This window comes from Kitasatospora sp. CB02891 (assembly GCF_002803145.1).
GTDB classification, from domain to species: Bacteria; Actinomycetota; Actinomycetes; order Streptomycetales; family Streptomycetaceae; genus Kitasatospora; species Kitasatospora griseola.
Genome location: NZ_NNBO01000010.1, coordinates 77,031 through 102,742 on the forward strand (window position 1 = coordinate 77,031; position 25,712 = coordinate 102,742).

A 25,712-nucleotide genomic window follows, 5' to 3' on the forward strand; every position below is an offset into this window, starting at 1 on the left:
CGCGTTTCCCATACCTTGGGAAGAACGGCCCACCCGACGGTCGCGCACCGTACGCCGCCACCGCCCGCGGCCGGACCGGCTCCGCTGGCGCCGCCGAGGGGGAACCCGCATGGCACGCCGGCCGGGCAGACGCCTCCGTGCCGCCCTGACCGCCACCGCCGCCGCCTTCTCGCCGGCGCTGCTCGTCCCCGGCGCCGCCGGGGCCGCCACCGGCACGCCGAACACCGCGACCGACCCGTACAACGCCTTCCAGCCGTGCGCCGCCGACCCGGGCGCGCCACCGACTTCCCCGCGGACGGCGCCGGAACGGTCGGCACGCCCGGCACCTTCCGCCTGTCCCCGAAGATCAGCGGCTCGGAGATCGCCGGCTGGACGTACTCGTTCGACTGGGGCGCCCACACCGTCACCGTCCCGGCCGGCGCGCACGGCGAGGCCGACGTCAGCTACACCCCGACCGAGAGCGGCTGGTACGACATCAACGCCTGGGCCACCACCGAGGACGGCTTCCAACTGACCGACGGCTACTACGACTTCACCGTCAACTGACGCACCGTCGGGCCCCGGTGCACTGCCGGGGCCCGACTGCGGGAAACCCCTCCGGGGCGATCGATCGCATGCCGTACGATTCCCCCGCGCCCGCCCTGCCGGTACGGCACGCGGGCCCTGATCGAGGGGGATCACCATGAAGGTTTCACCGGGACGCCGCGCCCGCATCGCCCTGGCCACCGGCGCCGGCCTCACCCTGGCGCTGCTCGTCCCCGGCGCGGCCGGCGCCGCCACGGGCACGCCGACCGTGCCGACCGACCTGTACAACGAGTACCAGCCCTGCGCCACCGACCCGAACGCGCCGCTGGTGCTGGCCGGCCGCGGCGGTGTCACGGTCGAGGGCATCGTGCACCACACCGACCCGACGGCCGACCACCTGACCGAGCAGTTCCGCTACTGGCCGGTCTCCGACCCGTCGCAGGTCGGCACCGTCGAGCGTCCCTGGGCCCACCAGGGGCGCGAGGAGGAGGGCCGGCTCCCCGAGCTCACCGACGGACTGACGTACGCCTGGCAGGCCCGCACCGTCGACGCGACGAACGGCGCGGCCTCCGACTGGACGGCGTCCTGCTACGTCACCGCCGACGACACCTTCCCGGACCGACCGCCGACCGTGGTCTCCCCCAACTACCCGGAGGACCAGGCCAGTCAGGGCGGTGCACCGATCCACTTCGACTTCGGTGCGAACGGCGTCCCCGACGTCCTCGGCTACCAGTTCTCCTGGACCGGCACCTTCTCGGTCAACGGCGCCGACATCGGCGAGAACGGCATTCCGGTCTACCACGACCCGTTCGCCGACCCCGCCTCGACGGTCCGCGCGGACGGCCTCGGCGGCGGCGCCTCGGTCGACCTGATTCCGCCGAGCGACGGCATCGGCTGGATCCGGGAGCTCTACGTCCGCAGCGTCGACCGCGCGCTGAACCCGTCGGAGACCTACCGCTTCCGGGTCCGGGTCAAGCCGGACGCCCCGAAGATCACCGCGCTGTCGCACGCCCCCGTCGGCAAGCCGATCACCTTCAAGTTCACCCCCGACCCGGGCGTGCAGGCCGCAGGCCCGGTGACCGGCTACAGCATCTGGCGGTTCGGCAGCTCGGAGCCGACCGTTGTCCCGGCCGAGCCGAGCGGCGTCGCCACCACCACCCTCGCCCTGCAGCCGGGCGAGACCCTGGTGGTCGCCTCCACCAGTGCCAACGGCTGGACCAGCCAGCGCGGTTGGTGGCGCGACGACACGGACACCAGCACCACGGTGACCTCCGCGCAGTACCCGATCGGCGCCTCCGGCGACGCGGTCCCGGGCGCCTTCCACTTCGCCCCGAAGACCGAGCCCTCGCAGATCGCCGGCTACACGTACTCCTTCAGCTGGAGCGACCGGCCCGTCGCCGTCCCCGCCGGCAAGAAGGGCGAACTCGACGTCGCCTGGACGCCGCCGCACAGCGGCTGGTACTACCTGCAGGTGCACGCCACCACCAAGGACGGCGTCCAACTCGCCGACACCTCCTACTGGTTCGGCGTCAACTGACGCCCCACCGGGCCCCGGCGCACCAGGCCGGGGCCCGGCCCGGCATCCACGGCGGCGGAATAATGCGTTCCGCAGATCGATCGCACACCGTACGATTCCCACCACCTGCGCGGACGGAGCATTTCCGCAGGTCATCACAGGAGGGGAATCCCGATGTCACACACTCCGGGCAGGCGCGCCCGTGTCGCCCTGACCGCTGCCGCCGCCGTCTCGCTGGCGCTGCTCGCCCCCGGTTCCGCGGGGGCCGCCGCCGGAACTCCGACCGTTCCGACCGATCTCTACAACGCTCTCCGGGCCTGCTCGACCGACCCGAACGCCCCGCTGTTCGTCGGCAACGGCGTCGAGGTGGAGGGCATCACGCATCACACCGACCCGTCGGTCACCCGCGTGACCGCGCAGTTCCGGTACTGGCCGGTCGCCGACCCGACGCAGGTCAGCACCGTGGACCGGCCGTACGCGATACCCGGCGACGAAGCGGCCACCCGGCTCTCCTCGCTGGCCGACGACACCACGTACGCCTGGCAGATGCGCACGGTCGACCCGGCGAACGGCACGGGCTCCGACTGGACGGCGTCCTGCTACCTCACCGTCGACAGCACCCCGCCGTCGGCCGCTCCGATCGTCACCACTCCCGGCTACCCCGACGAGCAGTGGTACCCGGGCGGCGCGCCGATCGAGGTCCGCATCGATCCGAACGGCGTGACCGATGTCGCCGGGTACCAGTTCAGCTGGCGCGGCGACTTCCCGGCGCCGACCGCGGACATCGGCCCGCACGGCATTCCGACCTACCACGGCGTGTACGACGACCCGGAGTCCGCCGTCCGCGCGGACAGCCTCGGCGCCCCGGCCACCCTGCACCTGACGCCTCCGGCCGGATGGAGCAGCGGCCCGCTCCAGCTGACGGTCCGCAGCCTGGACCGGGCCGGGCATCCGTCGCCGATCACCAACCGCATGATCTTCGTGCTGTCGACCTCGCCGACCGTCACCTCGCTGACCACGCCGCAGTTCGGCCGGCCCGTCACGCTCAGGCTCACCCCGGACGCGGGAACCCAGGCGATCAGCCCGGTGGTCTCCTACACGGTTCACAACCTCAGGACGTACCAGGACACGGTCGTCCCGGCCGGACCCGACGGCACCGCCGAGACCACCCTGCTGCTGAAGGACCCGGACGGCGAGCGGTTGGAGGTCACCTCCACCAGCGCCAACGGCTGGAAGAGTTCGAATGCGCGCTGGAGCGCCGTCCTCGACACCACCCCGACCATCACCTCCACCGACTACCCGGAGTACGAACCCGCCGGCGGCGTCGGCGTGGCCGGCACCTTCCACCTCGCCCCGAAGGTGGACGGCTCGCTGATCGCCAGTTGGACCTACTCCTTCGGGTGGGGCACCGAGCAGACCGTCCCGGCCGGCCCGAACGGCGAGGCCGACTTCGTCCACACCCCCACCGCGAGCGGCTGGACCGACATGGAGGTCTGGGCGACCACCAAGGACGGCATCCGACTGGCCGGCGGTTACTACACCTTCGTCGTCAACTGACGCCCCTCGGGCCCCGGCACGCCACCGGGGCCCGAGGCGTCCCGGGCGGGCCCGAAATCGATCGACCCGCTCCGGCCGCCGCCACTAGCCTCGGCCCGTGGACGACCCGACCGCCGGCCGAGCCGGCCCCCCAGACGCCCGCAGCCCGCTCCGCTTCCTGTGGTGGCTGGTACTCAGCCAGCGCCGCCGCTCGCTGGCCGGCACCTTCTTCGGCACCGCCTGGATGCTCGGCCTGACCGTCCAGCCCTACCTGCTCTCCCGCGCCGTCGACGACGGACTGCGACCGGGCCGCCTGGGGACGGTGCTCGGCTGGTCGGCCGCGATGCTCGGCTTCGGGCTGCTGAACCTGGTGCTGGCCTGGTGCCGGCACCGCACCATGACGCTGATCCGCAACGACGCGTCCTTCCGCACCATCGGCGTGGTGCTGCGGCACAGCGTGCGGCTCGGCGCGGCGCTGCCCCGCCAGGTCTCGGCCGGCGAGGTGGTCACCATCGGCATCTCCGACGTGTCCCGGATCGCCCTCGCGCTCACCTTCGTCGGCCCCGGTGTGGGCGCGGTGGTCTGCTACCTGACGGTCGCCGCGATCCTGCTCACCCTCTCCCCGCTGCTGGCCCTGGCCGTCCTGCTCGGACTGCCCTTCCTCGCCCTGACCCTCCGCCCCCTGATCGCCCGTCAGCAGACCGCCGAGAGCCGCTTCCGCGACCACCAGGGGCGACTGACCGCCCGGTTCGAGGACCTCGCGGGCGGGCTCCGGGTGCTGAACGGCCTCGGCGGCAAGGACGTGTACGCGGCCCGCTACCGGGCCGACTCCCAGGCGCTGCGCGCCGAGGGCTACCGGGTCGGCGCGGCCGTCAGCTGGATCCAGGCACTCGGCGGCGGCCTGCCGGTGCTGCTGCTGGCCGCCGTCACCTGGCTCGGCGCCCGGCTCGCCGCCGAAGGCCAGTTGACGCCCGGTCAGCTGGCGGCCGCGTTCGGCTACGCCGCCGTCCTGGTGGGCCCGGTGTACTTCCTGATCGAGAACAGCCAGGACATCGGCCGCGCCCTGGTCTGCGCCCGCCGGGTCACCGACTTCCTCGCCCTGGCCCCCGACCCGGACCTGGGAACCGCCCGATTCCCGTCCGCCCCTGCCGAGTTGATCGACCACGAGTCGGGCGTCCGACTCGCCCCCGGCGAGCTGACGGTGCTCGCCGCGGCCCGCCCCGCCGACACCGCCGCCGTCGCCGAACGCCTCGCCCGGCTCACCCCCACCACCGCCGACTGGGGCGACGCCCCGCTCGCCGACCTGCCGCTCGCCGAGGTCCGCTCCCGGATCACCCTCGCCGAGAACGAGGCGACGCTGTTCACCGGCACCCTGCGCGACACCGTCCGCGGCCGCACCGACGCCCCCGACGGCACCGTGCGCGCCGCGCTGGAGGCCGCCGCCGCCCTCGACGTGCTCGGCTCGCTCGGCGGCCGGCTCGACGCCCCGATCGCCGCCGACGGCCGCAACCTGTCCGGCGGGCAACGCCAACGCCTGCGCCTGGCCCGCGCGTTGACCGCCGAACCGGACGTCCTGCTGGCCGTCGAACCGACCTCCGCGGTGGACGCCCACACCGAGGCCGCGATGGCCGCCGGACTGCGCGCCGCCCGCACCGGGCGCACCACCGCCCTCACCAGCACCTCCCCCCTGCTGCTCGACCAGGCCGACACCGTGCACTACCTGGTGGACGGCAAGGTCGCCGCCAGCGGCACCCACCGGGAGCTGCTCCGCACCCAGCCCGGCTACCGGGCCCTGGTCACCCGCGGCCCCGACTCCCCCTCCGAGGTGGCCCGATGAGCACCCTGCCGATCGCCACCGCCCGCCAGGTCCGGCAGGCCGCCACCCGGCTGGTCCGCGAGGACGGCCGGGCCTTCGCCGCCGTCCTCGCCCTCAACGGCCTCGCCGCCCTGCTCGGCCTGGCCGGACCCTGGCTGCTCGGCCGGATCATCGACCGGGTCACCGACGGCGCCGCCACCGCCGACATCGACCGCCTCGGCCTGCTGCTGCTCGGCTGCGCCGCCGCCCAGCTCCTGACCAACCGCCAGGCCCGCTACCTGGCACACCGGTTCGGCGAACGGGCCGCCGCCCGGGTCCGCGAACAGCTCCTCGACCGGATCCTCGCCCTGCCCGCCGCCACCGCCGAGCGCACCGGCACCGGCGACCTCACCTCCCGCGGCACCACCGACGCCACCGCCGTCGGCGAGACCCTCCGGGACGCCGCCCCCGAACTCTTCGTGGCCGCCGCCCAGTCCCTGTTCATCCTCGGCGCGATCCTCACCGTCAGCCCCCTGCTGGGCGGTTGCGGCCTGCTCGGCGTCGTCGGCGTCGCCCTCGGCGCCCGCTGGTACCTGCGCCGCGCCCGCCCCGCCTACCTCGCCGACCGGGCCGCCAACGCCGGCCTCGCCGAAACCCTCTCCGCCACCGCGAACGGCGCCCGCACCATCGACGCCCTCGGCCTCCGGCAGCAGCGCCTCGACGCCGGCCACCGGGCCGTCGACGCCGCCAACCGCGCCCGGCTGCGCACCCTGCACCTGCGGCTGCGCTTCTTCGCCGTCATCAACCTCTCCTACACCCTGCCCGTCGTCCTGGTCCTCCCGCTCGGCGCCGTCCTGGTCGCCCACCACATCGTCACCCTCGGCGCGGCCGTGGCCGCCGTCCTGTACCTGCGGCGCATCGAGGAACCGCTGGACACCATCGTGGTCCTGCTCGAATCCGTCCAGAGCAGCACCGCCGCGTACGCCCGGGTCGAGGGCCTCGCCGCCACCCCCGCGGCGGCGGCCGCCCCGACCGCCGACCGCGAACCCGCCGACGACCGGATCCGGGTCACCGACGTCCGCTACGCCTACCCCGACGGGCCCGACGTGCTGCACGGCCTCGACCTCGACCTGCGCCCCGGCGAACGCCTCGCCGTGGTCGGCCCGTCCGGCTCCGGCAAGACCACCCTGGGCCGCCTGCTGGCCGGCATCGACCGGCCCCGCACCGGCACCGTCACCGTCGGCGGCGTCCCGCTCGCCGACCTCTCCCCCGAACGGCTGCGCCGTCAGGTCGTCCTGGTCACCCAGGAGCACCACGTCTTCCTCGGCACCCTCCGCGACAACCTGCGGATAGCCGCCCCCGACGCCGACGACCCCACCCTCACCGCCGCACTCGACGCCGTCGGCTGGCACCACGTCCTGCCCCACGGCCTCGACACCGACCTCGGCCCCGCCCACCGCCTCAACGGCGCCCAGGCCCAGCAACTCGCCCTCGCCCGCGTCATCCTGGCCGACCCCCACACCTTGATCCTCGACGAGGCCACCGCCCTCCTCGACCCCACCGCCGCCCGCAACACCGAACGCGCCCTCGCCGCCACCCTCACCGGCCGCACCGTCATCGCCATCGCCCACCGCCTCCACACCGCCCACGACGCCGACCGCGTGGCCGTCCTCACCCAGGGCCACTTGACCGACCTCGGCCCCCACGAAACCCTCGTCACCACGGACGGCCCGTACGCGAAGCTCTGGCACTCCTGGCAGGGATAGAACGCCCAGGCGCTGACGAGTGCGGAACCAGGGGCCCCCGAGCCCCTGGTCTGTCCCCCTTCGCCTGCCTTACCTGAGCACGCCCGCCTCCAGACCTCCCAGTTCCACCGGCACCGCCAACAGGCCCAGCTCCGCGATCGAGGCGAGTCGCGGATGGGCGGGAAGCACGCGCACCGTGTACCCGAACGGGCCCGTTCGCGACAGCTCCAGGTGTCCCTCGTAGCGGAGGCGTCCGTCCAGGTCGGGGCCGCCGACGGCGGGCTTCAGCGCCAGCGTCGTCGCCTCGGAGATCCGGTCGCTCTCGTCGACCCGGCCCGCGACGACCTGTACTTCGACGTCGTCCGGGCCGAGGCGTCCGAGGGCGACCTGGACCCGGAGGGCGAGTGTCACGCCGAGTTCCTGGGCCTCGCCGACGCCGTCCGCCTCGACGTGCTCCACCCGTACGGAGGGCCAGGCGTCGCGGACGGTGGCCTTCCAGGCGGCGAGGTCCTTCGCGCCGGCGTAGTCGCCGGCCCCGCCCGTCAGCCGCCGGCGGGCCGTCGCGGCGGGGACGTAGAGCCGTTCGACGTACTCGCGGACCATCCGTCCGGCGAGCACCTTGGGCCCCAGGGTGACCAGGGTGTGCCGGACCATCGAGATCCAGCGGTGCGGCAGCCCGTCCGCGGCGCGGTCGTAGAAGCGGGCGGCGACCTGGTGTTCGATCAGGTCGTAGAGGGCGGCGGCTTCGATGTCGTCGCGCCGTTCGGCCTCCTTGCTCTCCGGGTCGAGGACGCCCTCGCCGGTGCCGCCGTCGGCGGTGGGGATGGCCCAGCCGTTCTGGCCGTCGTACCACTCGTCCCACCAGCCGTCGAGGATGGACAGGTTGAGGCAGCCGTTCAGCGCGGCCTTCATGCCGGAGGTGCCGCAGGCCTCCAGGGGGCGGAGCGGGTTGTTCAGCCAGACGTCGCAGCCGGGGTAGAGGGCCTTGGCCATCGCCATGTCGTAGTCGGGCAGGAAGACGATGCGGTGGCGCACGGCGGGGTCGTCGGCGAAGGCGACGAGTTGCTGGATGAGTCGTTTGCCGCCGTCGTCGGCGGGGTGCGCCTTGCCGGCGACGACGATCTGCACGGGCCGTTCGGGGTGCAGCAGCAGGGCCCGGAGCCGGGCGGGGTCGCGGAGCATCAGGGTGAGCCGCTTGTAGGACGGGACGCGTCGGGCGAAGCCGATGGTGAGGACGTCCGGGTCGAGGACGGCGCCGGTCCAGCCGAGTTCGGCGGCGCCGGCGCCGCGCTGCTGCCAGGAGGCGCGCAGTCGCCGGCGGGCCTCGTCGACGAGTTGGGCGCGCAGGGTGCGGCGCAGTTCCCAGACCTCGGCGTTGCCGATCCGCTCCAGTCCGGTCCACTGGCCGGCGGTGCCGACGGCCATGGCTTCCTCGGCGCGTTCCTGGCCGATCTCGGTGGCGCCGAGGCGGACCACGGCGGGGTCGATCCAGGTGGGGGCGTGCACGCCGTTGGTGATCGAGGTGATGGGGACCTCGGGCGCGTCGAAGCCGGGCCACAGGCCGCGGAACATCTCCCGGCTGACGGCGCCGTGCAGGGTGGAGACGCCGTTGGCGCGCTGGGCGAGCCGCAGGCCCATGGCGGCCATGTTGAACAGCTTGGGGTCGCCGCCGGCCCAGCTCTCGGCGCCGAGCGCGAGCACCTGGTCGACCGGGACGCCCGGCAGTGCGGCGTCGCCGCCGAAGTGGCGGGCGACCAGGTCGCGGTCGAAGCGGTCGATGCCGGCGGGGACGGGCGTGTGGGTGGTGAACACGGTGCCGGCCCGGACGGCCTCCAGCGCGTCGGCGAAGCCGAGGCCGGGGTGGGCGGTGGTGAGTTCGGCGATCCGTTCCAGGCCGAGGAAGCCGGCGTGGCCCTCGTTGGTGTGGAACACCTCGGGTTCGGGGTGGCCGGTGAGTCGGGCGTAGGTGCGGACGGCGCGGACGCCGCCGATGCCGAGCAGTATTTCCTGCAGCAGCCGGTGTTCGCTGCCGCCGCCGTAGAGGCGGTCGGTGACGTCGCGCTCGGCGGGGCTGTTGGCCTCGATGTCGGAGTCGAGCAGCAGCAGCGGGACGCGGCCGACCTGGGCGCGCCAGACCTGGGCGGCGAGGGTGCGGCCGCCGGGCAGGGCGAGGTCGATCCGGCAGGGGGCGCCGTCGCTCTCGCGGAGCAGGGTGACGGCGAGCGCGTCGGGGTCGAGCAGGGGGTAGCGCTCCTGCTGCCAGCCGTCCCGGCTGAGCGACTGGCGGAAGTAGCCGTGCCGGTAGAAGAGTCCGACGCCGATGATCGGGACGCCGAGGTCGGAGGCGGCCTTGAGGTGGTCCCCGGCCAGGATGCCGAGGCCGCCGGAGTACTGCGGGAGGGCGGCGGCGATGCCGTACTCGGGCGAGAAGTAGGCGATGCCGGCGGGCAGGCCGCTCTCGGGGTCGGCGGCGCTCTGGTACCAGCGCGGGCCGGTGAGGTAGTCGCGCAGGTCGTCGGCGAGGTCGCCGAGCCGGCGCAGGAACCGCCGGTCGCCGGCCAGCGCGGCCAGTCGGGCCGCGGGGACTTCGCCCAGCAGTCGGACCGGGTCCTCCCCGACGGCGGCCCAGACGTCCGGGTCGACGGAGCGGAACAGCTCTCTGGTCTCGGGGTGCCAGGACCAGCGGAGGTTCAGCGCGAGCTCGTGCAGTGGCTGCAGTTGTTCGGGCAGGACGGTGCGGACGGTGAACCTGCGGATTGCCTTCACGGCTTGAAGCGTAGCCCCGCCCGTACGCCTGACGGGGCGTCAACTTGCGGTCGCTGCACCCGTTCGGAGCAGCGTTGAGATCGTTCCGGGCGCGTGGTGGCAAATCCCGGCGCACGACAGGCGCAGGCAGGTAAAACACGCGCCGTCGGGTGTGAACTCCTGGGAACGGAGGTGTTGCGGGGGCCTGTTTCGGCGCTGCATACCGGCTGAAACCGCGTGCCTACCCGGCCGTACCTCTTGCCCGCGGTGCGAGGATGCAACAAGGTCGTGGGTGCCGCTGGTGCACGATCGGACGGTCGTCCCACCGCTGCCTCCGGCCGGTGCAGGTCCGGTTTTGACGTGCCACCACACTCCTTAGCCCATTCGGCCCCAGTAGGCGTGTCTTTGCGTGTCCTCGTTCCCCGACCGGTCGTTTTCCGGTGGGCTGGGTCACGCGGGGGCGCGCACCGGGCGACGCGCGCCGGGACACGTGCGTTCGGCGCGGCGGGTCCCGCTGCGGCGGTCGGCGGGCGAGGTGTCCGGGTCCGTCGGCGCGGGGCCGGCCCGGGCCGCACGTCCTTCCTCACCCAGTAGTCCTCCCGGTACTCTCCCGGCGTCGTCCGCCGGGCAGAGCTGCCGCCGATCTCGGGCAGGAGCTTGGCATGCACGGCGACACGCGGGACCAGTCCACGGTACCGACGGACCACACCCCTGACGGACCGTCGACCGGGGAGCCCCCGGTGCCGGCCCCGCGCACCGCGGCGGCCCGCAGGCGGGCGGCCGCACCGGCCGACAAACGCGCGAGCACCCCGCGCAAGGCCGCGTCGAAACGGACCACCACCGTCAGGTCCGCCGCGGCCCCGCCCTCCGGCGCCCCCTCGGCTACCTCCGCACCCGCCGCGCCCGCCGCCGGCGGCACGTCGTCCCCGCACAAATCCCCGACCCGCCCCACCCGCACCAGAACAGAGAGCGACACCGTGATCGGCCGCATCCCCGTGCTTGACGTGACCCCGCTCGTCGACGCCGGCCGGCGTCCGGCCAAGGCCGTGGAGGGCGAACGCTTCCTGGTCTCCGCCACGGTGTTCCGCGAGGGCCACGACGCGGTGGGGGCCAATGTGGTGCTGCGCGACCCGCGCGGCCGGTCCGGACCGTGGACGCCGATGCGCGAGCTGTCCGAGGGCAGCGACCGCTGGGGCGCGTACGTGACGCCGACCGCGCCGGGCCGCTGGTCGTACCTGGTGGAGGCGTGGGGCGACCCGGTGGCGACCTGGCGCAGGCACGCGGCGGTGAAGCTGCCGGCCGGGATCGACACCGCGCTGGTGCTGGAGGAGGGCGCCCTGCTGCTGGAGCGGGCGGCGGCCGGGGTGCCGAAGAAGGAGGGCCGGGCCCAGGTGCTGGCCGCGGTGGACGCGCTGCGCGACTCCGGCCTGCCGCCGCTGAGCCGCTACGCGGCGGCGCTGGTGCCGGAGGTGACGTCGCTGCTGGACCGCTTCCCGCTGCGCGAGCTGCTCTCGGCGACCCGCCCGCAGCCGCTCCAGGTGGACCGCAAGCGGGCGCTGTTCGGCGCCTGGTACGAGTTCTTCCCGCGCTCGGAGGGCGCGGTGGTCGACCCGAACGGGGTGGAGCCGCCGGTCTCCGGCACCTTCCGGACGGCCGCCGAGCGGCTGCCCGCGGTGGCCGCGATGGGCTTCGACGTGGTCTACCTGCCGCCGATCCACCCGATCGGCCGGGCCCACCGCAAGGGCCCGGACAACTCCCTGGAGGCCGGTCCGCAGGACGTCGGCTCGCCGTGGGCGATCGGCTCCCCGGAGGGCGGCCACGACGCCGTCCACCCGGACCTGGGCACCCTGGAGGACTTCGACCACTTCGTCGCGGAGGCCGGTGCGCTGGGCCTGGAGGTGGCGCTGGACTTCGCGCTCCAGTGCTCGCCGGACCACCCGTGGGTGCACAAGCACCCGGAGTGGTTCAGCCACCGCGCGGACGGCACGATCGCGTACGCCGAGAACCCGCCGAAGAAGTACCAGGACATCTACCCCGTCAACTTCGACCAGGACTTCGACGGGATCGTCCGCGAGACGGTGCGGATCCTGCGGTTCTGGATGGGCCACGGGGTGCGGATCTTCCGGGTCGACAACCCGCACACCAAGCCGGTGAACTTCTGGGAGAAAGTGCTCGCGGACATCGCCCGCACCGACCCGGACGTGCTGTTCCTGGCGGAGGCGTTCACCCGCCCGGCGATGATGCACACGCTGGCCAAGGTCGGCTTCCACCAGTCCTACACGTACTTCACCTGGCGCGACACCAAGGCCGAGCTGACGGAGTACCTGGCCGGGCTGACCGGTGAGGCCGCCGCCTGGATGCGGCCGAACTTCTTCGCCAACACCCCGGACATCCTGCCCGAGTACCTGCAGACCGGCGGCCCGGCGGCGTTCGCGGTGCGGGCGGTGCTGGCGGCGGCGCTGTCGCCGACCTTCGGGGTGTACGCCGGGTTCGAGCTGTTCGAGAACGAGCCCGCGAAGCCCGGTTCGGAGGAGTACCTGCACTCGGAGAAGTACGAGCTGCGGCCGCGCGACTGGACCAGGCCGGACTCCCTCGCACCGCTGCTGACCGCCCTGAACCGGCTGCGCCGCCGGCATCCCGCGCTGCAGCAGCTGCGGGACCTGCGCTTCCACCCCGTCGACAACGAGCGGATCATCGCGTTCTCGAAGAGCGCCGTCACCGAGGACGGCCTGGAGGACCGGGTGATCTGCGTGGTCAACCTGGACCCGCACCACGTCCAGGAGGCCACCGTCACGCTCGACGTGCCGGGGCCGCTGACGGTGCACGACGAGCTGACCGGCGCGACGTACGCCTGGGGCCGTCACAACTACGTCCGGCTCGATCCCTCTACCGGGCCGGCCCACCTCCTCACGGTTCGGAGGAACCCGCAGTGACAGTCAACGAGCCCGTCCCCGACACCTTCGCCGACACCCCCGCCCGGGACCGCGACCCCGAGTGGTTCAAACGCGCGGTCTTCTACGAGGTCCTGGTGCGTTCGTTCCAGGACAGCAACGGCGACGGCGTCGGAGACCTCAAGGGGCTCACCTCGCGGCTCGACTACCTCCAGTGGCTGGGTGTGGACTGCCTCTGGCTGCCCCCGTTCATGAACTCCCCGCTGCGGGACGGCGGTTACGACGTCTCGGACTACCAGTCGGTGCTCCCGGAGTTCGGCAACCTGGCCGACTTCGTGGAGTTCGTCGACGCGGCCCACGCCCGCGGCATGCGGGTGATCATCGACTTCGTGGTGAACCACACCAGCGACCAGCACGCGTGGTTCCAGGCCTCCCGCAGCGACCCGGACGGCCCGTACGGCGACTTCTACATGTGGGCCGACGACGACAAGCAGTACCCGGACGCACGGATCATCTTCGTCGACACCGAGACCTCCAACTGGACGTACGACCCGGTCCGCAAGCAGTACTACTGGCATCGTTTCTTCAGCCACCAGCCGGATCTGAACTACGACAATCCGCGGGTGCAGGAGGAGGTGATGGCGGCCCTGCGGTTCTGGCTGGACCTCGGCATCGACGGCTTCCGGCTGGACGCGGTGCCGTACCTGTACGCCCGCGAGGGCACCAACTGCGAGAACCTGCCGGAGACGCACGACTTCCTGCGCCGGGTCCGCAAGGAGATCGACGCCAACTACCCGGACACCGTGCTGCTGGCGGAGGCCAACCAGTGGCCGGAGGACGTGGTCGACTACTTCGGCGACTTCGGCTCCGGCGGCGACGAGTGCCACATGGCGTTCCACTTCCCGGTGATGCCGCGGATCTTCATGGCGGTCCGCCGGGAGTCCCGCTACCCGGTCTCCGAGATCCTCGCGAAGACCCCGGCGATCCCCTCCGGCTGCCAGTGGGGGATCTTCCTGCGCAACCACGACGAGCTGACCCTGGAGATGGTCACCGACGAGGAGCGCGACTACATGTACGCGGAGTACGCGAAGGACCCGCGGATGCGGGCCAACGTGGGCATCCGCCGCCGGCTCTCCCCGCTGCTGGAGAACGACCGCAACCAGGTCGAGCTGTTCACCGCGCTGCTGCTCTCGCTGCCCGGCAGCCCGGTGCTGTACTACGGCGACGAGATCGGCATGGGCGACAACATCTGGCTCGGCGACCGGGACGGCGTACGCACCCCGATGCAGTGGACGCCGGACCGCAATGCGGGTTTCTCGTCCGCCGACCCGGGCAGGCTCAGTCTGCCGCCCATCATGGACCCGGTGTACGGCTTTCAGGTGACCAACGTCGAGGCGCAGCAAAGCAGTTCGAGTTCGCTGCTGCACTGGACGCGTCGCATGATCGAGATTCGCAAGCTCAACCCCGCGTTCGGCCTCGGCGGCTACACGGAGCTGCCCTCCAGCAACCCCGCGGTGCTGGCCTTCGTGCGCGAGTACGAGGGCGACCTGGTCATGTGCGTGAACAACTTCTCGCGGTTCGCGCAGCCGACCGAACTGGACCTGCGGCAGTACGGGGGGCGGTACCCGGTCGAGCTGATCGGCGGCGTGCGGTTCCCCACCATCGGCGAGTGGCCGTACCTGTTGACGCTGGCCGGCCACGGCTTCTACTGGTTCCAGCTGCGCCAGTCCCCGGCGAAGGCGTCCGGGGCGAAGTAGCGGCGGGGGCCACTGCGCCACGCTCGTTCACCGAACGATCCCCAGGCCCCGACAGGCCCCGATCGGGACACCCGTTCCGCGGGCGCGCGAGTTGTTCCGCGCGCCCCCGGAGGTCTTCGCACCACCGCGTACGGAGAACAGCCCAACGGCCATCCACACGAAGGCGTGACACCGAGCCAGCGGCTCGCGTGCCGTCGCCGCCGCGCCGTCGAAATCCGGAAGAGTGAAGGGCCCGGCCACGACCCGTCGGGCAGCCGCCCGCTTCCGGGGAAAGGGAGTCATGTCCGAAACCTCCCGTTCTCAAGCCCACCTGCACCGTGATCCGTCCGCCGCCCCCGGGCCGGTCGGCACGCGGGCGCCGGGGGCCCGGAGAACCGCCGCGGGAGTCAGCGAGCTGGTCCAGGCGGCCCTGCCGCTGATCGCCGAATGGCTTCCCACCCAGCGCTGGTACGCCGGCAAGGGCCGGCCGATCGCCGCCCTGGTCCCGGTGATCGGCACGCCGCTCCAGGTCGGCGACCCGGCGCTGCTGCACCTGCTGCTGCGGGTGGAGCACGGCGGGGCGGCCGCCGGCCCCGGCGACGTCTACCAGCTGCTGCTGGGCATCCGCTCGGAGCGGCCCGCGGCGGTCGGGCAGCGGGCGGTGCTGGGCCGACTGGCGGGCGGCACCTACGACGGCGCGACGCTCTACGACGCGGTGCACGACCCGGAGCTGACGGGCCGGCTGCTGGAGCACCTGGCCACCGGCGACCGGTTCGGTTCGCTGTCGTTCCGCCGCACCCCGGGCCCGGGCCTGCCCGGCAACATCCCGGGACGGGCGTCCACCGCCGAGCAGTCCAACTCCTCGGTGATCTACGACACCGCGTTCATCCTGAAGCTGTTCCGCCGGATCAGTCCCGGGACCAACCCCGACCTGGAACTGTCGCTGGCGCTGTCCCGGGCCGGCTCGACCCGCATCCCCCGGGTCGCCGCCTGGTTCGAGTGCCGGCTGGAGCGCTCCGAGCCCGCCACCCTGGGCCTGCTGCAGCGCTACCTGCCGGACGCCGAGGACGGCTGGGAGCTGGCGCTCGACCAGGTCGCCCGGCTGAAGGGCGACCCGTCGCCGGGCAACTTCGCGATCGAGGCGCACCGGCTGGGCCGGGCCACCGCCGAGGTGCACCGGGTGCTGGCCCGCTCGATGCCCACCACCCGGCTGGACCGGCCGCGGATCGCGGAGCTGGCGGGCGCGATGGCCGACCGGCTGGACGCCGCGGTCACCGCGGTGCCCGGCCTGCTGCGCTACCGCTCCGCGCTGCGCTCCGCCTTCCAGCAGCTGACGGCCGCCCACCTGGACGGGCTGCTGGTCCAGCGCATCCACGGCGACCTGCACCTGGGCCAGGCGATGCGCACCCCGCAGGGCTGGGTGCTGCTGGACTTCGAGGGCGAGCCGGCCAAGCCGCTGGCCGAGCGCCGCCTGCCGCAGCCCGCGCTGCGGGACGTCGCCGCGATGCTCCGCTCCTTCGACTACGCGGCCGCCCACCTGCTGGCCGGCGCCCCCGCCCAGGACCCGGAACTGGCCCACCTGGCCGCCGCCTGGGCGGTCCGCAACCGGGCCGCGTACTGCGCCGGGTACACCGCGGGCGGCGGCGCCGATCCGTCCGCGTCCCCGGAGCTGATGCGCGCGCTGGAGATCGACAAGGCCGTGTACGAGGTGGTGTACGAGGCACGGCACCGGCCGAGCTGGCTGCCGATCCCGCTGGCCGCGATCAACCGGCTGGCCGACTCCGCCTGACAGTCCGCCCGGCCTCCCCGGCCGGGCGGTCCGCTCTCCCGGCAGTAACCCCGACCCGTTCGCAGGAATCCAGGAGGCCTCCGCCGTGACCCCGCTCGGTCCGCTCGACCCGTCCCTGCCGGCCGACCGCCAACCGGCTGTCCCGGCCACCTTCCGGAACGGCGAGCACGGCAGGGGGGCCGGCCGGCAGTCCCCGACGAAGCCCGCGCGGCCGGCCGGCGCGGCGCCGGAGAGCCCGGCGGCGGCCGCTCCCCGAAGGGCCGAACGCCCGACGAAGTCCCGTCCGGCGCCCGCCCGGCCCGCTCCGGGCTCGGCGCTGCGCCTGCCGGAGGCGCCGCTGCCGCCCGGCGAGGTGGAGCGCCTGGTGTCCGGCGCGCACCACGACCCGCACGCCCTGCTGGGGGCGCACGCGCTGCCGACGGGCACCGCGATCCGGGTGCTGCGCCCGTTCGCCGAGCGGGTGGTGGTGGAGACCGCGCTCGGCCCGGCCGAGCTGACGCACCAGCAGGCGGGCCTGTTCACCGGCCTGCTGACGGGTCGGCAGTTCCCCGCCTACTCGCTGAAGGTGACGTACCCGGGCGGGGAGCCGCTGGAGCAGCAGGACGGCTACCGGTTCGCCCCGACGCTCGGCGAGCTGGACCTGCACCTGATCTCGGAGGGCCGGCACGAGCAGCTGTGGCACGCGCTCGGCTCGCACGTGCGCACCGTGGACGGGGTGGCCGGCACCTCGTTCGCGGTGTGGGCGCCGAACGCCGTCGGGGTGCGGCTGGTCGGCTCGTTCAACCACTGGAACGGCACCGCGCACCCGATGCGCTCGCTGGGCTCGTCCGGCGTGTGGGAGCTGTTCGTGCCGGGCCTCGGCGAGGGCGCGCAGTACAAGTACCAGATCCTGACCCGCTCCGGCCGGATGGTGGAGAAGGCCGACCCGCTGGCCCGCGCCGCCCAGTGCCCGCCGGACACCGCCTCGGTGGTGACGGTCTCCCGGTACGAGTGGCAGGACGCCGAGTGGATGGCGGCGCGGGCGCGCACCGTCCACCACCGGGCCCCGATGTCGGTCTACGAGCTGCACCTCGCCTCCTGGCGGCCGGATCTGACGTCCTACCGGCAGATCGCCGAGGCGCTGCCTGGCTACCTGACCGAACTGGGCTTCACCCACGTCGAGTTCATGCCGGTGATGGAGCACCCGTTCGGCGGTTCCTGGGGCTACCAGGTGTCCGGCTTCTACGCCCCGACGGCCCGGCTCGGCACCCCCGACGACTTCCGCCACCTGGTCGACACCCTGCACCGGCACGGCATCGGCGTGCTGGTCGACTGGGTGCCCGCGCACTTCCCGAAGGACGACTTCGCACTGGCCCGTTTCGACGGCGAGCCGCTGTACGAGCCGGCCGACCCGCAGCGCGCCGAGCACCCGGACTGGGGGACGCTGGAGTTCGACTACGGCCGCACCGAGGTGCGCAACTTCCTGGTCGCCAACGCGGTGTACTGGTGCGAGGAGTTCCACGTGGACGGCCTGCGGGTGGACGCGGTCGCCTCGATGCTCTACCTCGACTACTCCCGCGAGGGCGGCGGCTGGTCGCCCAACCGGTTCGGCGGCCGGGAGAACCTGGACGCGGCGTCCTTCCTGCAGGAGATGAACGCCACCGTCTACCGGCGCTGCCCGGGCGTGCTGACCGTCGCCGAGGAGTCCACCGCCTGGGACGGCGTCACCCGGCCCACCGACACCGGCGGCCTGGGCTTCGGCCTCAAGTGGAACATGGGCTGGATGCACGACTCGCTGGTCTACATGTCCAAGGAGCCGGTGCACCGCAGGTACCACCACAACGAGATGACCTTCTCGATGGTCTACGCGTACTCGGAGAACTACATCCTGCCGATCTCGCACGACGAGGTGGTGCACGGCAAGCAGGCGCTGGTCTCCAAGATGCCCGGCGACTGGTGGCAGCAGCGCGCCAACCACCGCGCCTACCTGGGCTTCATGTGGGCCCACCCGGGCAAGCAACTGCTGTTCATGGGGCAGGAGTTCGCCCAGGGCGCGGAGTGGGAGCACGAGAGCGGCCCGCAGTGGTGGGTGCTGGACGAGGCGTGGGAGGCGCACGCCGACCACCGGGGCGTGCAGCGGCTGGTCGGCGACCTGAACCGGGTCTACCGGGACACCCCCGCGCTGTACGAGCAGGACACCGTCCCGGCCGGGTTCCGCTGGCTGGACGGCGGCGCGGCCGACGACAACGTGTTCTCCTTCGTCCGGTTCGCCGCCGACGGCGGCCCGCTGGTGGCGGTCTGCAACTTCTCCCCCGTGGTCCGGCACGGCTTCCGGGTCGGCCTGCCCCGGCTGGAGGGCGGCGAGCAGCTGTGGGAGGAGGCGCTGAACACCGACGCCGAGCGGTACGGCGGCAGCGGGATCGCCAACTCCCTGCCGGTGAAGGCGGAGGGCGCGCAGTGGAACGGCCAGCCCCGTTCGGCGGAGCTGGTGCTGCCGCCGCTGGCCACCGTCTGGCTCCGTCCGGCCCGTTGACGGCCCGACGCGCCGTCGGTCGGACACGGAGGACTTCCGGCACCCCCGGGCGGCCCTAACGGCAGTGCCGCAGCCCGGTCCGAATGTCGTACGAAGGTATGGTCAAGATGACCGCAGCCTGAGAAAGACGGACGGAGAGTTCCACCGTGGCGAGCAGCGTGTACGTGACCGGGATCGACCGGGGGGACGGCCGACAGGTCGTGGAACTCGGGGTCATGGAACTGCTGACCCGTCAGGTGGACCGGGTCGGGGTGTTCCGGCCGCTGGTGCACACCTCGGACGGCGGACAGCCGGCCACCGACCACGTGGTGGAGCTGCTGCGCAGCCGCTACCGGCTGGACCTGCCCACCACCGAGCTGTACGGGCTTACCTACGACGAGGCGGCGGCCCTGCAGGCCGCCCGCGGCCAGGACGAGCTGGTCTCCGTCCTGGTCGACCGGTTCCACCAGCTGGAGCGGCGCTGCCAGGCGGTGCTGGTGCTCGGCACCGACTACTCGGACACGAACATCCCGGACGAGCTGGCCTTCAACGCCCGGCTGGCGAACGAGTTCGGGGCGGCCGTCCTCCCGGTGGTCGGCGGGCGGCAGGACGACCCGCAGGCCGTGGTCGCGGAGGTCCGCAACGCCCACCGGGCCTACCGCGACCTGGGCTGCTCGATCCTGGCGATGATCGCCAACCGGGTGGCGCCGGGCGTCAAGCAGCAGGTGCAGCGGGCGCTGACCGAGAAGCTCCCGGTGCCGGTGTACGTCGTCCCGGAGGAGCCGTCGCTGGCCGCGCCGACCGTGGCGCAGCTGGTCGAGGCGACCGGCGCGACGGTGCTGCTCGGCGACGCGGCCGGGCTGTCCCGGGACGTGCGGAAGTTCGTGTTCGGCGGCGCGATGCTGCCGACCTTCCTGAACGCGCTGTCCGACGGCGCCCTGGTGGTCACCCCGGGCGACCGGGCGGACCTGCTGATCGGCGCGCTGGCGGCGCACGCGGCGAGCTCCCCGCCGATCGCCGGCGTGCTGCTCACGCTCGGCCAGCACCCGGGCCCGGACGTGATGGCGCTGGCCTCCCGGCTCGCCCCGGGCACGCCGGTGGCGGAGGTCGAGGAGGGTTCCTGGCTGACCGCCACGACGCTCACCCACCTGGAGGGCCGGATCGGCCCGAACAGCCCGCGCAAGGCCGAGATCGCCCTCGGCCTGTTCGAACTGCACGTCGACACCGCCGAGTTGACCAGCCGGATCGAGCTGACCCGCTCCGAGCGGGTGACCCCGATGATGTTCGAGCACGCGCTGCTGGAACGGGCCCGCGCCGACCGCCGGCACATCGTGCTCCCCGAGGGCGCCGAGGACCGGGTGCTGCGCGCCGCCGAAGTGCTGCTGCGCCGCAACATCTGCGACCTGACCCTGCTCGGCGAGCCGGAGGCGGTGCACCGCCGGGCCGCCGCGCTCGGCATCGAGTTCCCGCAGGCCGGCGACTCCGGCTCCCGGCTGCGGATCGTCGACCCGGCGGCCAGCCCGCTGCGCCAGCAGTTCGCCGAGCTGTACGCCAAGGCCCGGGCGCACAAGGGCATGACGGTCGAGCGGGCGCTCGACGTGGTCACCGACGTCTCGTACTTCGGCACCCTGATGGTGCAGGAGGGCATCGCGGACGGCATGGTCTCCGGCGCGGTGCACTCGACGGCGGCGACCATCCGCCCGGCGTTCGAGGTGATCAAGACCTCGCCGGACGCGTCGATCGTCTCCTCGGTGTTCTTCATGTGCCTGGCCGACAAGGTGCTGGTCTACGGCGACTGCGCGGTCAACCCGGACCCGGACGCCCAGCAGCTGGCCGACATCGCCGTCCAGTCCGCCGAGACCGCCGCCCAGTTCGGGGTGGAGCCGCGGGTGGCGATGCTGTCGTACTCGACCGGCACCTCGGGCTCCGGCGCGGACGTGGACAAGGTCCGCAAGGCCACCGAGCTGGTCCGCGCGCTGCGCCCGGACCTGCTGGTGGAGGGGCCGATCCAGTACGACGCGGCGGTGGACGCGCGCGTCGCGCAGACCAAGCTGCCGGGCTCGCCGGTGGCGGGCCGGGCCACCGTGCTGGTCTTCCCGGACCTCAACACCGGCAACAACACCTACAAGGCGGTGCAGCGGTCGGCCGGCGCGATCGCGGTCGGCCCGGTGCTGCAGGGCCTGAACAAGCCGGTGAACGACCTGTCCCGGGGCGCCCTGGTCGAGGACATCGTCAACACCGTGGCGATCACCGCGATCCAGTCCCAGACCCAGTCCGCCGAGGGAGGCGCGCAGTGACCACCGGTACCCGTGTCCTGGTGCTGAACGCCGGGTCGTCCTCGGTGAAGTACCAGCTGATCGACATGCTGGACGGCTCCCGGCTGGCGTCCGGCCTGGTGGAGCGGATCGGCGAGGTCGAGGGCCGGCTGCTGCACCTGCCGCTGACCGGGGAGCCGCGCGAGTCGGTGCGGCGGTTCGCCGACCACGACGGGGCGCTGCGGGCGGTCGCCGACGAGCTGGCCGCGGACCTGATGGGCCTGGACTCGCCGGAGCTGGCGGCGATCGGCCACCGGGTGGTGCACGGCGGTCTGCGCTTCACCCGGCCGACGCTGATCAACGACGCGGTGGTGGCGGAGATCCGCCGGCTGATCCCGGTGGCGCCGCTGCACAACCCGGCGAACATCACCGGCATCGAGGTGGCCCGCTCGATGCGCCCGGACCTGCCGCAGGTCGCGGTGTTCGACACCGCCTTCCACGCCACCCTGCCGGAGCACGCGGCCCGGTACGCGATCGACCGGAAGACCGCCGACGAGCACCGGGTGCGCCGCTACGGCTTCCACGGCACCTCGCACCAGTACGTCTCCCGGGCGACCGCCCGGCTGCTGGGCCGCGACCCGGCCGAGCTGAACGTGATCGTGCTGCACCTGGGCAACGGCGCGTCGGTGTCGGCGGTGGCCGGCGGGGTGTGCGTGGAGACCTCGATGGGCCTGACGCCGCTGGAGGGCCTGGTGATGGGCACCCGTTCCGGTGACGTGGACCCGGGCCTGGTGTTCCACCTGCACCGGGTGGGCGGCCTGACCGTCGATCAGATCGACGACCTGCTGAACCGCCGCAGCGGCCTGCTCGGCCTGTGCGGCGACAACGACATGCGCGAGGTGGTGCGCCGGGCCCAGGACGGCGACGAGGACGCCAAGCTGGCCTTCGACTCGTACGTGCACCGGATCCGCCGCTACCTGGGCGGCTACTACGCGGTGCTGGGCCGGGTGGACGCCGTCGCCTTCACCGCCGGTGTCGGCGAGAACTCCGCGGAGGTCCGGGCGGCGGTCTGTGCCAATCTGGAGGAGCTGGGAATTTCGGTGGATCCGGAGCTGAACGCGGTGCGTTCGCGCCACGCCCGGGTGATCTCGCCGTCCTACGGCCGGGTGACCGTCGCCGTGGTGCCCACCGACGAGGAACTGGAGATCGCCCAGCAGACGTTCGCGCTGGTCCACGAGGTGTAGGGCCGACGCGGGCTGACTACCCGTCAGTATCCCATCCCTCGGAATGTTCGTTGGCGATATCTGACGATTCGAGCCGAATGCATCGATAACACGAACGGATAGACTGACGGATATGCGCCGAGCGAAAATTGTCTGCACCCTGGGTCCCGCCACGGACTCCTACGAACAGCTGAAGGCCATCGTCGAAGCGGGCATGAACGTCGCCCGACTGAACATGAGCCACGGCTCCCACGCCGAGCACGAGGACCGGTACCGCCGCGTCCGCCAGGTGTCGGAGGACACCGGCCGCACCATCGGCGTGCTGGCCGACCTGCAGGGCCCCAAGATCCGTCTGGCGACCTTCGCCAACGGCCCGGTGACCGTTGACAACGGCGACACGTTCACCATCACCACCGAGGACGTCCCCGGTGACCAGTACATCTGCGGCACCACCTACAAGGGCCTGCCCGGTGACGTGAAGCCCGGCGACCCGATCCTGATCAACGACGGCGTCATCGCCCTGGAGGTCGTCAGCGTCGACGGCCCGCGGGTGCGGACCGTGGTGGTCGAGGGCGGTGTGCTCTCCAACAACAAGGGCATCAACCTGCCCGGCGCGGCGGTCAACGTGCCCGCGCTGTCCGAGAAGGACAAGGACGACCTGCGCTTCGCCCTGCGACTGGGCGTCGACATGGTCGCGCTGTCGTTCGTCCGCAACGCCGCGGACATCGACGACGTCCACAAGGTCATGGACGAGGTCGGCATTCGTGTGCCGGTCATCGCCAAGATCGAGAAGCCGCAGGCCGTCGAGGCGATGGAGGAGATCGTCCTCGCCTTCGACGCGATCATGGTGGCCCGCGGCGACCTGGCGGTCGAGTACCCGCTGGAGAAGGTGCCGCTGGTCCAGAAGCAGCTGGTCACCCTGGCCCGTCGGAACGCCAAGCCGGTGATCGTCGCCACCCAGATGATGGAGTCGATGATCCACGCCTCGCGCCCGACCCGCGCCGAGGTCTCCGACGTCGCCAACGCAATCCTGGACGGCGCGGACGCCGTGATGCTGTCCGCCGAGTCCAGCGTCGGCAAGTATCCGGTCGAGACCGTCAAGACCATGAGCAGGATCGCCGAGAAGGCCGAGGAGGAGCTGCTCTCGCAGGGCCTCCAGCCGCTCAACCCGGGCCGCAAGCCGCGCACCCAGGGCGGCTCGGTCGCCCGCGCCGCGTGCGAGCTGGGCGACTTCCTCAACGGCCAGGCCCTGATCGCCTTCACCAAGTCCGGCGACACCGCCCGCCGGCTGTCCCGCTACCGCTCGCCGATCCCGGTGATCGCCTTCACCCCGGACGTCGCCACCCGCAACCAGCTCTCGCTGAGCTGGGGCGTCGAGGCGTACGTCACCGAGCAGGTGGCCACCACGGACGCGATGGTCGAGCAGGTCGACCGCGAGCTGCTGAAGCTGGGCCGCCTCGCCGAGGGCGACACCGTGATCGTCACCGCCGGCGTGCCGGTCGGCATCCCGGGCACCACCAACATGGTCCAGGTCCACCACCTGGGCACCCGCGGCGGCCGCTGACACCGGCGGCACCCGCACGAGAAGGCCCCCGACGGTTCGCCGTCGGGGGCCTTCCTCGCAGCTGACGACGGCTCAGCCGTCGTACGGCTCCTTGTCGTTGAACAGCCGCATGCCCGGGATCTTCAGGTCGCCGCCGAACTGGCCGGCCTGCACCGCCTTGGCGCCGGTGAGCGTCAGGTCCAGCGGGATCGGCACCGCGCCCAGCAGGTCCCACAGCCACTTCGGCAGGGTGTCCGGGGTCAGTGTGATCTCGCCCAGGTCGATCGGTATCGGCAGGCCGTAGATCGCCGCCAGGTGCCCGGACAGGCTCTCCACGTACATGGTGATCGGGCCGTTGCGCATGGTGGAGGTCGATCCCTCGCGGCTCTTCACGTGGAAGGTGAGGCCCGGGATCTGGATGGTCGACATGTCCAGGTTCTCGATGTCGACGCTGTCGGTGGTGAACTTCAGCACCCGCTTGGTGCCGCTCTCCGTGGTGACGTCGTAGACGCCGTTGAACACCGAGCCGTGCAGCGCCAGCCGGGTCGAGTGCAGCACCCAGTTCTGGTCCGGCACCACGTGGCCCTTGGGCGCGGCCTTCGCCGCCAGGCCCCGGGTGCTCACCAGGCAGTTCGGGTCGGCCGACGCCGACGCCGAGGCGGACGCGGACGACTTCGGCGCCTTGCTCGACGGGGCCTTCGTGCCGGTGGCGGCCGGCTCCGACGGCCCGGCCGGGGCGTCCGGCGCGGCGGGCGCCCCGGTGGCCGGCCGCCCGGTCGCCGAGGGGCTCGGGGCGGCGGACGGCTTCGCGGTGGGGCTCGGGGTGGCGGTGGGCGCGGGGGACGCGGCCTTCGGCGCGGTCGACGGGGTGGCGGTCGCGGCGGCGCCCGGGTGGATCAGGTTGTTCCACCAGTCGTCGATGGCCCCGGCCTGCTGCACCCCGGTGCCCGCCGGAGCGCCGTTCGGCGTCACGTGGGCGGCGGACTGCACGCCGGCCGAGCCGGTGAACACCGCCGGCACCGCGGCGGCACTGCCCGCGGGCGCCTGCCCGGACTGCGCGGCCATCGCCTGGCTCACCGAGGAGTCCGGCTGCACCGCGATCTCGCTCTTCGGGACGGGCGTCTCCTTGAGCACGGCGTCCGGGCTGCTCGCGCAGGCCCCGGACTGCGGGTCGGCCGCCACCGCCAGGGTCGGCGCGTAGGCGGCGCCGACCAGCAGCGCGGTCGGCACGGCGGCGATCGCCAGCGCCCGCCCGCGCAGCCGGGACCGCACGCCCTCGCGTGGCACCGCGTGCCGCGGACCGGGAACCGCCGGCTTCTCCGAGTCGGTCACCGCTGCTCCCCCTCCGCGTGCGCTGTCGGTGCGGCTCCGTACTCCAGCGGCTGCTCCGCCGCGGCCTGCGCGGGCAGCTGCGCGGTCGGCGCGGCGTCCTGGGGTGCGGCGGCCATCCCGGCCGCCATCCCGGCCGCCGTCTCGGCGGCCTCCGGCCCGGCGGCCGGGAGCGGCTGCAGCGGCGCCCAGGAGACCAGCAGGCCGCCGGCGATCAGGCCCGGGATCGCGCCCATGCCGAAGCCGCCCAGGTTGGAGACCGGGATGGAGATCAGCGCCAGGATGGTGGTCGCCACCCCGCAGAACACCCGCACCACCGGCTGGAACCAGACGGTGACGCCGAGCACCATCATCAGGAGGCCGATCAGCAGCGAGCCGGCCCCGGCGGTGGTGGCCATCGCCACGGTCAGGCCGCCCAGCTTGAGGTGGGCGTACGGGAAGTACAGGATCGGGAGGCCGGCGATCACGGCCAGCAGGCCACCCCAGAACGGCCGGGTGCGCCGCCAGGCGCGGAACCCCCGCCGGCCTCGACGGACCAGGCCGGCCGGGTCCTCGGGCCAGGCTTCGACGGTTGCGCTGGACATGGTGCGACT

At 73.1% G+C, this 25,712-nt stretch carries 15 protein-coding genes; 12 read left to right on the top strand and 3 right to left on the bottom strand.

All coding sequences use genetic code 11. The annotated features are described in order from the left end of the window. Positions 1-255: 255 nt before the first annotated feature. The 5 genes from CG736_RS22220 to CG736_RS38995 all read left to right on the top strand — a co-directional run bounded on the left by CG736_RS22220 (position 256) and on the right by CG736_RS38995 (position 7,138). A complete protein-coding gene (locus CG736_RS22220; RefSeq protein ID WP_100587960.1) occupies positions 256-546 on the top strand; it encodes a hypothetical protein in 291 nt (96 codons plus the stop codon). 136 nt (positions 547-682) lie between these two features. Further along, positions 683-2,062, top strand: a complete 1,380-nt coding sequence (locus tag CG736_RS22225) for a hypothetical protein (protein WP_100587961.1) — start codon at positions 683-685, stop codon at positions 2,060-2,062. Positions 2,063-2,215: 153 nt separating this feature from the next. Then, complete coding sequence (locus tag CG736_RS22230; protein WP_100587962.1) at positions 2,216-3,598, top strand: hypothetical protein; 1,383 nt, start codon at positions 2,216-2,218, stop codon at positions 3,596-3,598. Between the two features lie 97 nt (positions 3,599-3,695). Further along, on the top strand, positions 3,696-5,414 hold the full coding sequence (locus tag CG736_RS38990) for an ABC transporter ATP-binding protein (protein WP_100587963.1): 1,719 nt from the start codon (positions 3,696-3,698) through the stop codon (positions 5,412-5,414). Next, on the top strand, positions 5,411-7,138 hold the full coding sequence (locus CG736_RS38995; protein ID WP_100587964.1) for an ABC transporter ATP-binding protein: 1,728 nt from the start codon (positions 5,411-5,413) through the stop codon (positions 7,136-7,138). Before CG736_RS38990 ends, CG736_RS38995 begins: the two co-directional genes overlap by 4 nt. Before the next feature lie 69 nt (positions 7,139-7,207). Here the strand turns inward: CG736_RS38995 and glgP are convergent, their stop codons facing one another. Further along, on the bottom strand, positions 7,208-9,883 hold the full coding sequence (glgP, locus tag CG736_RS22245) for an alpha-glucan family phosphorylase (RefSeq protein ID WP_100587965.1): 2,676 nt from the start codon (positions 9,881-9,883) through the stop codon (positions 7,208-7,210). Between the two features lie 956 nt (positions 9,884-10,839). Here glgP and CG736_RS22250 point away from each other — a divergent pair. The 7 genes from CG736_RS22250 to pyk all read left to right on the top strand — a co-directional run bounded on the left by CG736_RS22250 (position 10,840) and on the right by pyk (position 23,811). Then, complete coding sequence (locus tag CG736_RS22250; RefSeq protein ID WP_100588111.1) at positions 10,840-12,795, top strand: alpha-1,4-glucan--maltose-1-phosphate maltosyltransferase; 1,956 nt, start codon at positions 10,840-10,842, stop codon at positions 12,793-12,795. Continuing rightward, entirely contained in the window at positions 12,792-14,510 is a 1,719-nt protein-coding gene (treS, locus tag CG736_RS22255; protein ID WP_100587966.1) for a maltose alpha-D-glucosyltransferase, read from the top strand. The genes CG736_RS22250 and treS overlap by 4 nt, the downstream gene beginning before the upstream one ends. Before the next feature lie 280 nt (positions 14,511-14,790). Further along, on the top strand, positions 14,791-16,278 hold the full coding sequence (locus CG736_RS22260) for a maltokinase (RefSeq protein ID WP_232734112.1): 1,488 nt from the start codon (positions 14,791-14,793) through the stop codon (positions 16,276-16,278). A gap of 85 nt (positions 16,279-16,363) precedes the next feature. Beyond that, on the top strand, positions 16,364-18,790 hold the full coding sequence (glgB, locus tag CG736_RS22265; protein WP_100587967.1) for a 1,4-alpha-glucan branching protein GlgB: 2,427 nt from the start codon (positions 16,364-16,366) through the stop codon (positions 18,788-18,790). Between the two features lie 146 nt (positions 18,791-18,936). After that, positions 18,937-21,066, top strand: coding sequence for a phosphate acetyltransferase (gene pta, locus CG736_RS22270; RefSeq protein WP_100587968.1), 2,130 nt, complete (start codon positions 18,937-18,939; stop codon positions 21,064-21,066). Next, positions 21,063-22,268: an acetate kinase gene (locus CG736_RS22275; protein WP_100587969.1), complete on the top strand. Its 1,206-nt coding sequence runs from the start codon at positions 21,063-21,065 to the stop codon at positions 22,266-22,268. Before pta ends, CG736_RS22275 begins: the two co-directional genes overlap by 4 nt. A 112-nt stretch (positions 22,269-22,380) precedes the next feature. Further along, on the top strand, positions 22,381-23,811 hold the full coding sequence (gene pyk / locus CG736_RS22280) for a pyruvate kinase (RefSeq protein ID WP_100587970.1): 1,431 nt from the start codon (positions 22,381-22,383) through the stop codon (positions 23,809-23,811). A 72-nt stretch (positions 23,812-23,883) separates the two neighbouring features. Here pyk and CG736_RS22285 read toward each other — a convergent pair whose 3' ends face one another. Next, on the bottom strand, positions 23,884-25,122 hold the full coding sequence (locus tag CG736_RS22285; RefSeq protein WP_100587971.1) for a hypothetical protein: 1,239 nt from the start codon (positions 25,120-25,122) through the stop codon (positions 23,884-23,886). Beyond that, on the bottom strand, positions 25,119-25,703 hold the full coding sequence (locus CG736_RS22290; protein ID WP_100587972.1) for a DUF6114 domain-containing protein: 585 nt from the start codon (positions 25,701-25,703) through the stop codon (positions 25,119-25,121). Before CG736_RS22290 ends, CG736_RS22285 begins: the two co-directional genes overlap by 4 nt. Positions 25,704-25,712 lie beyond the last annotated feature (9 nt).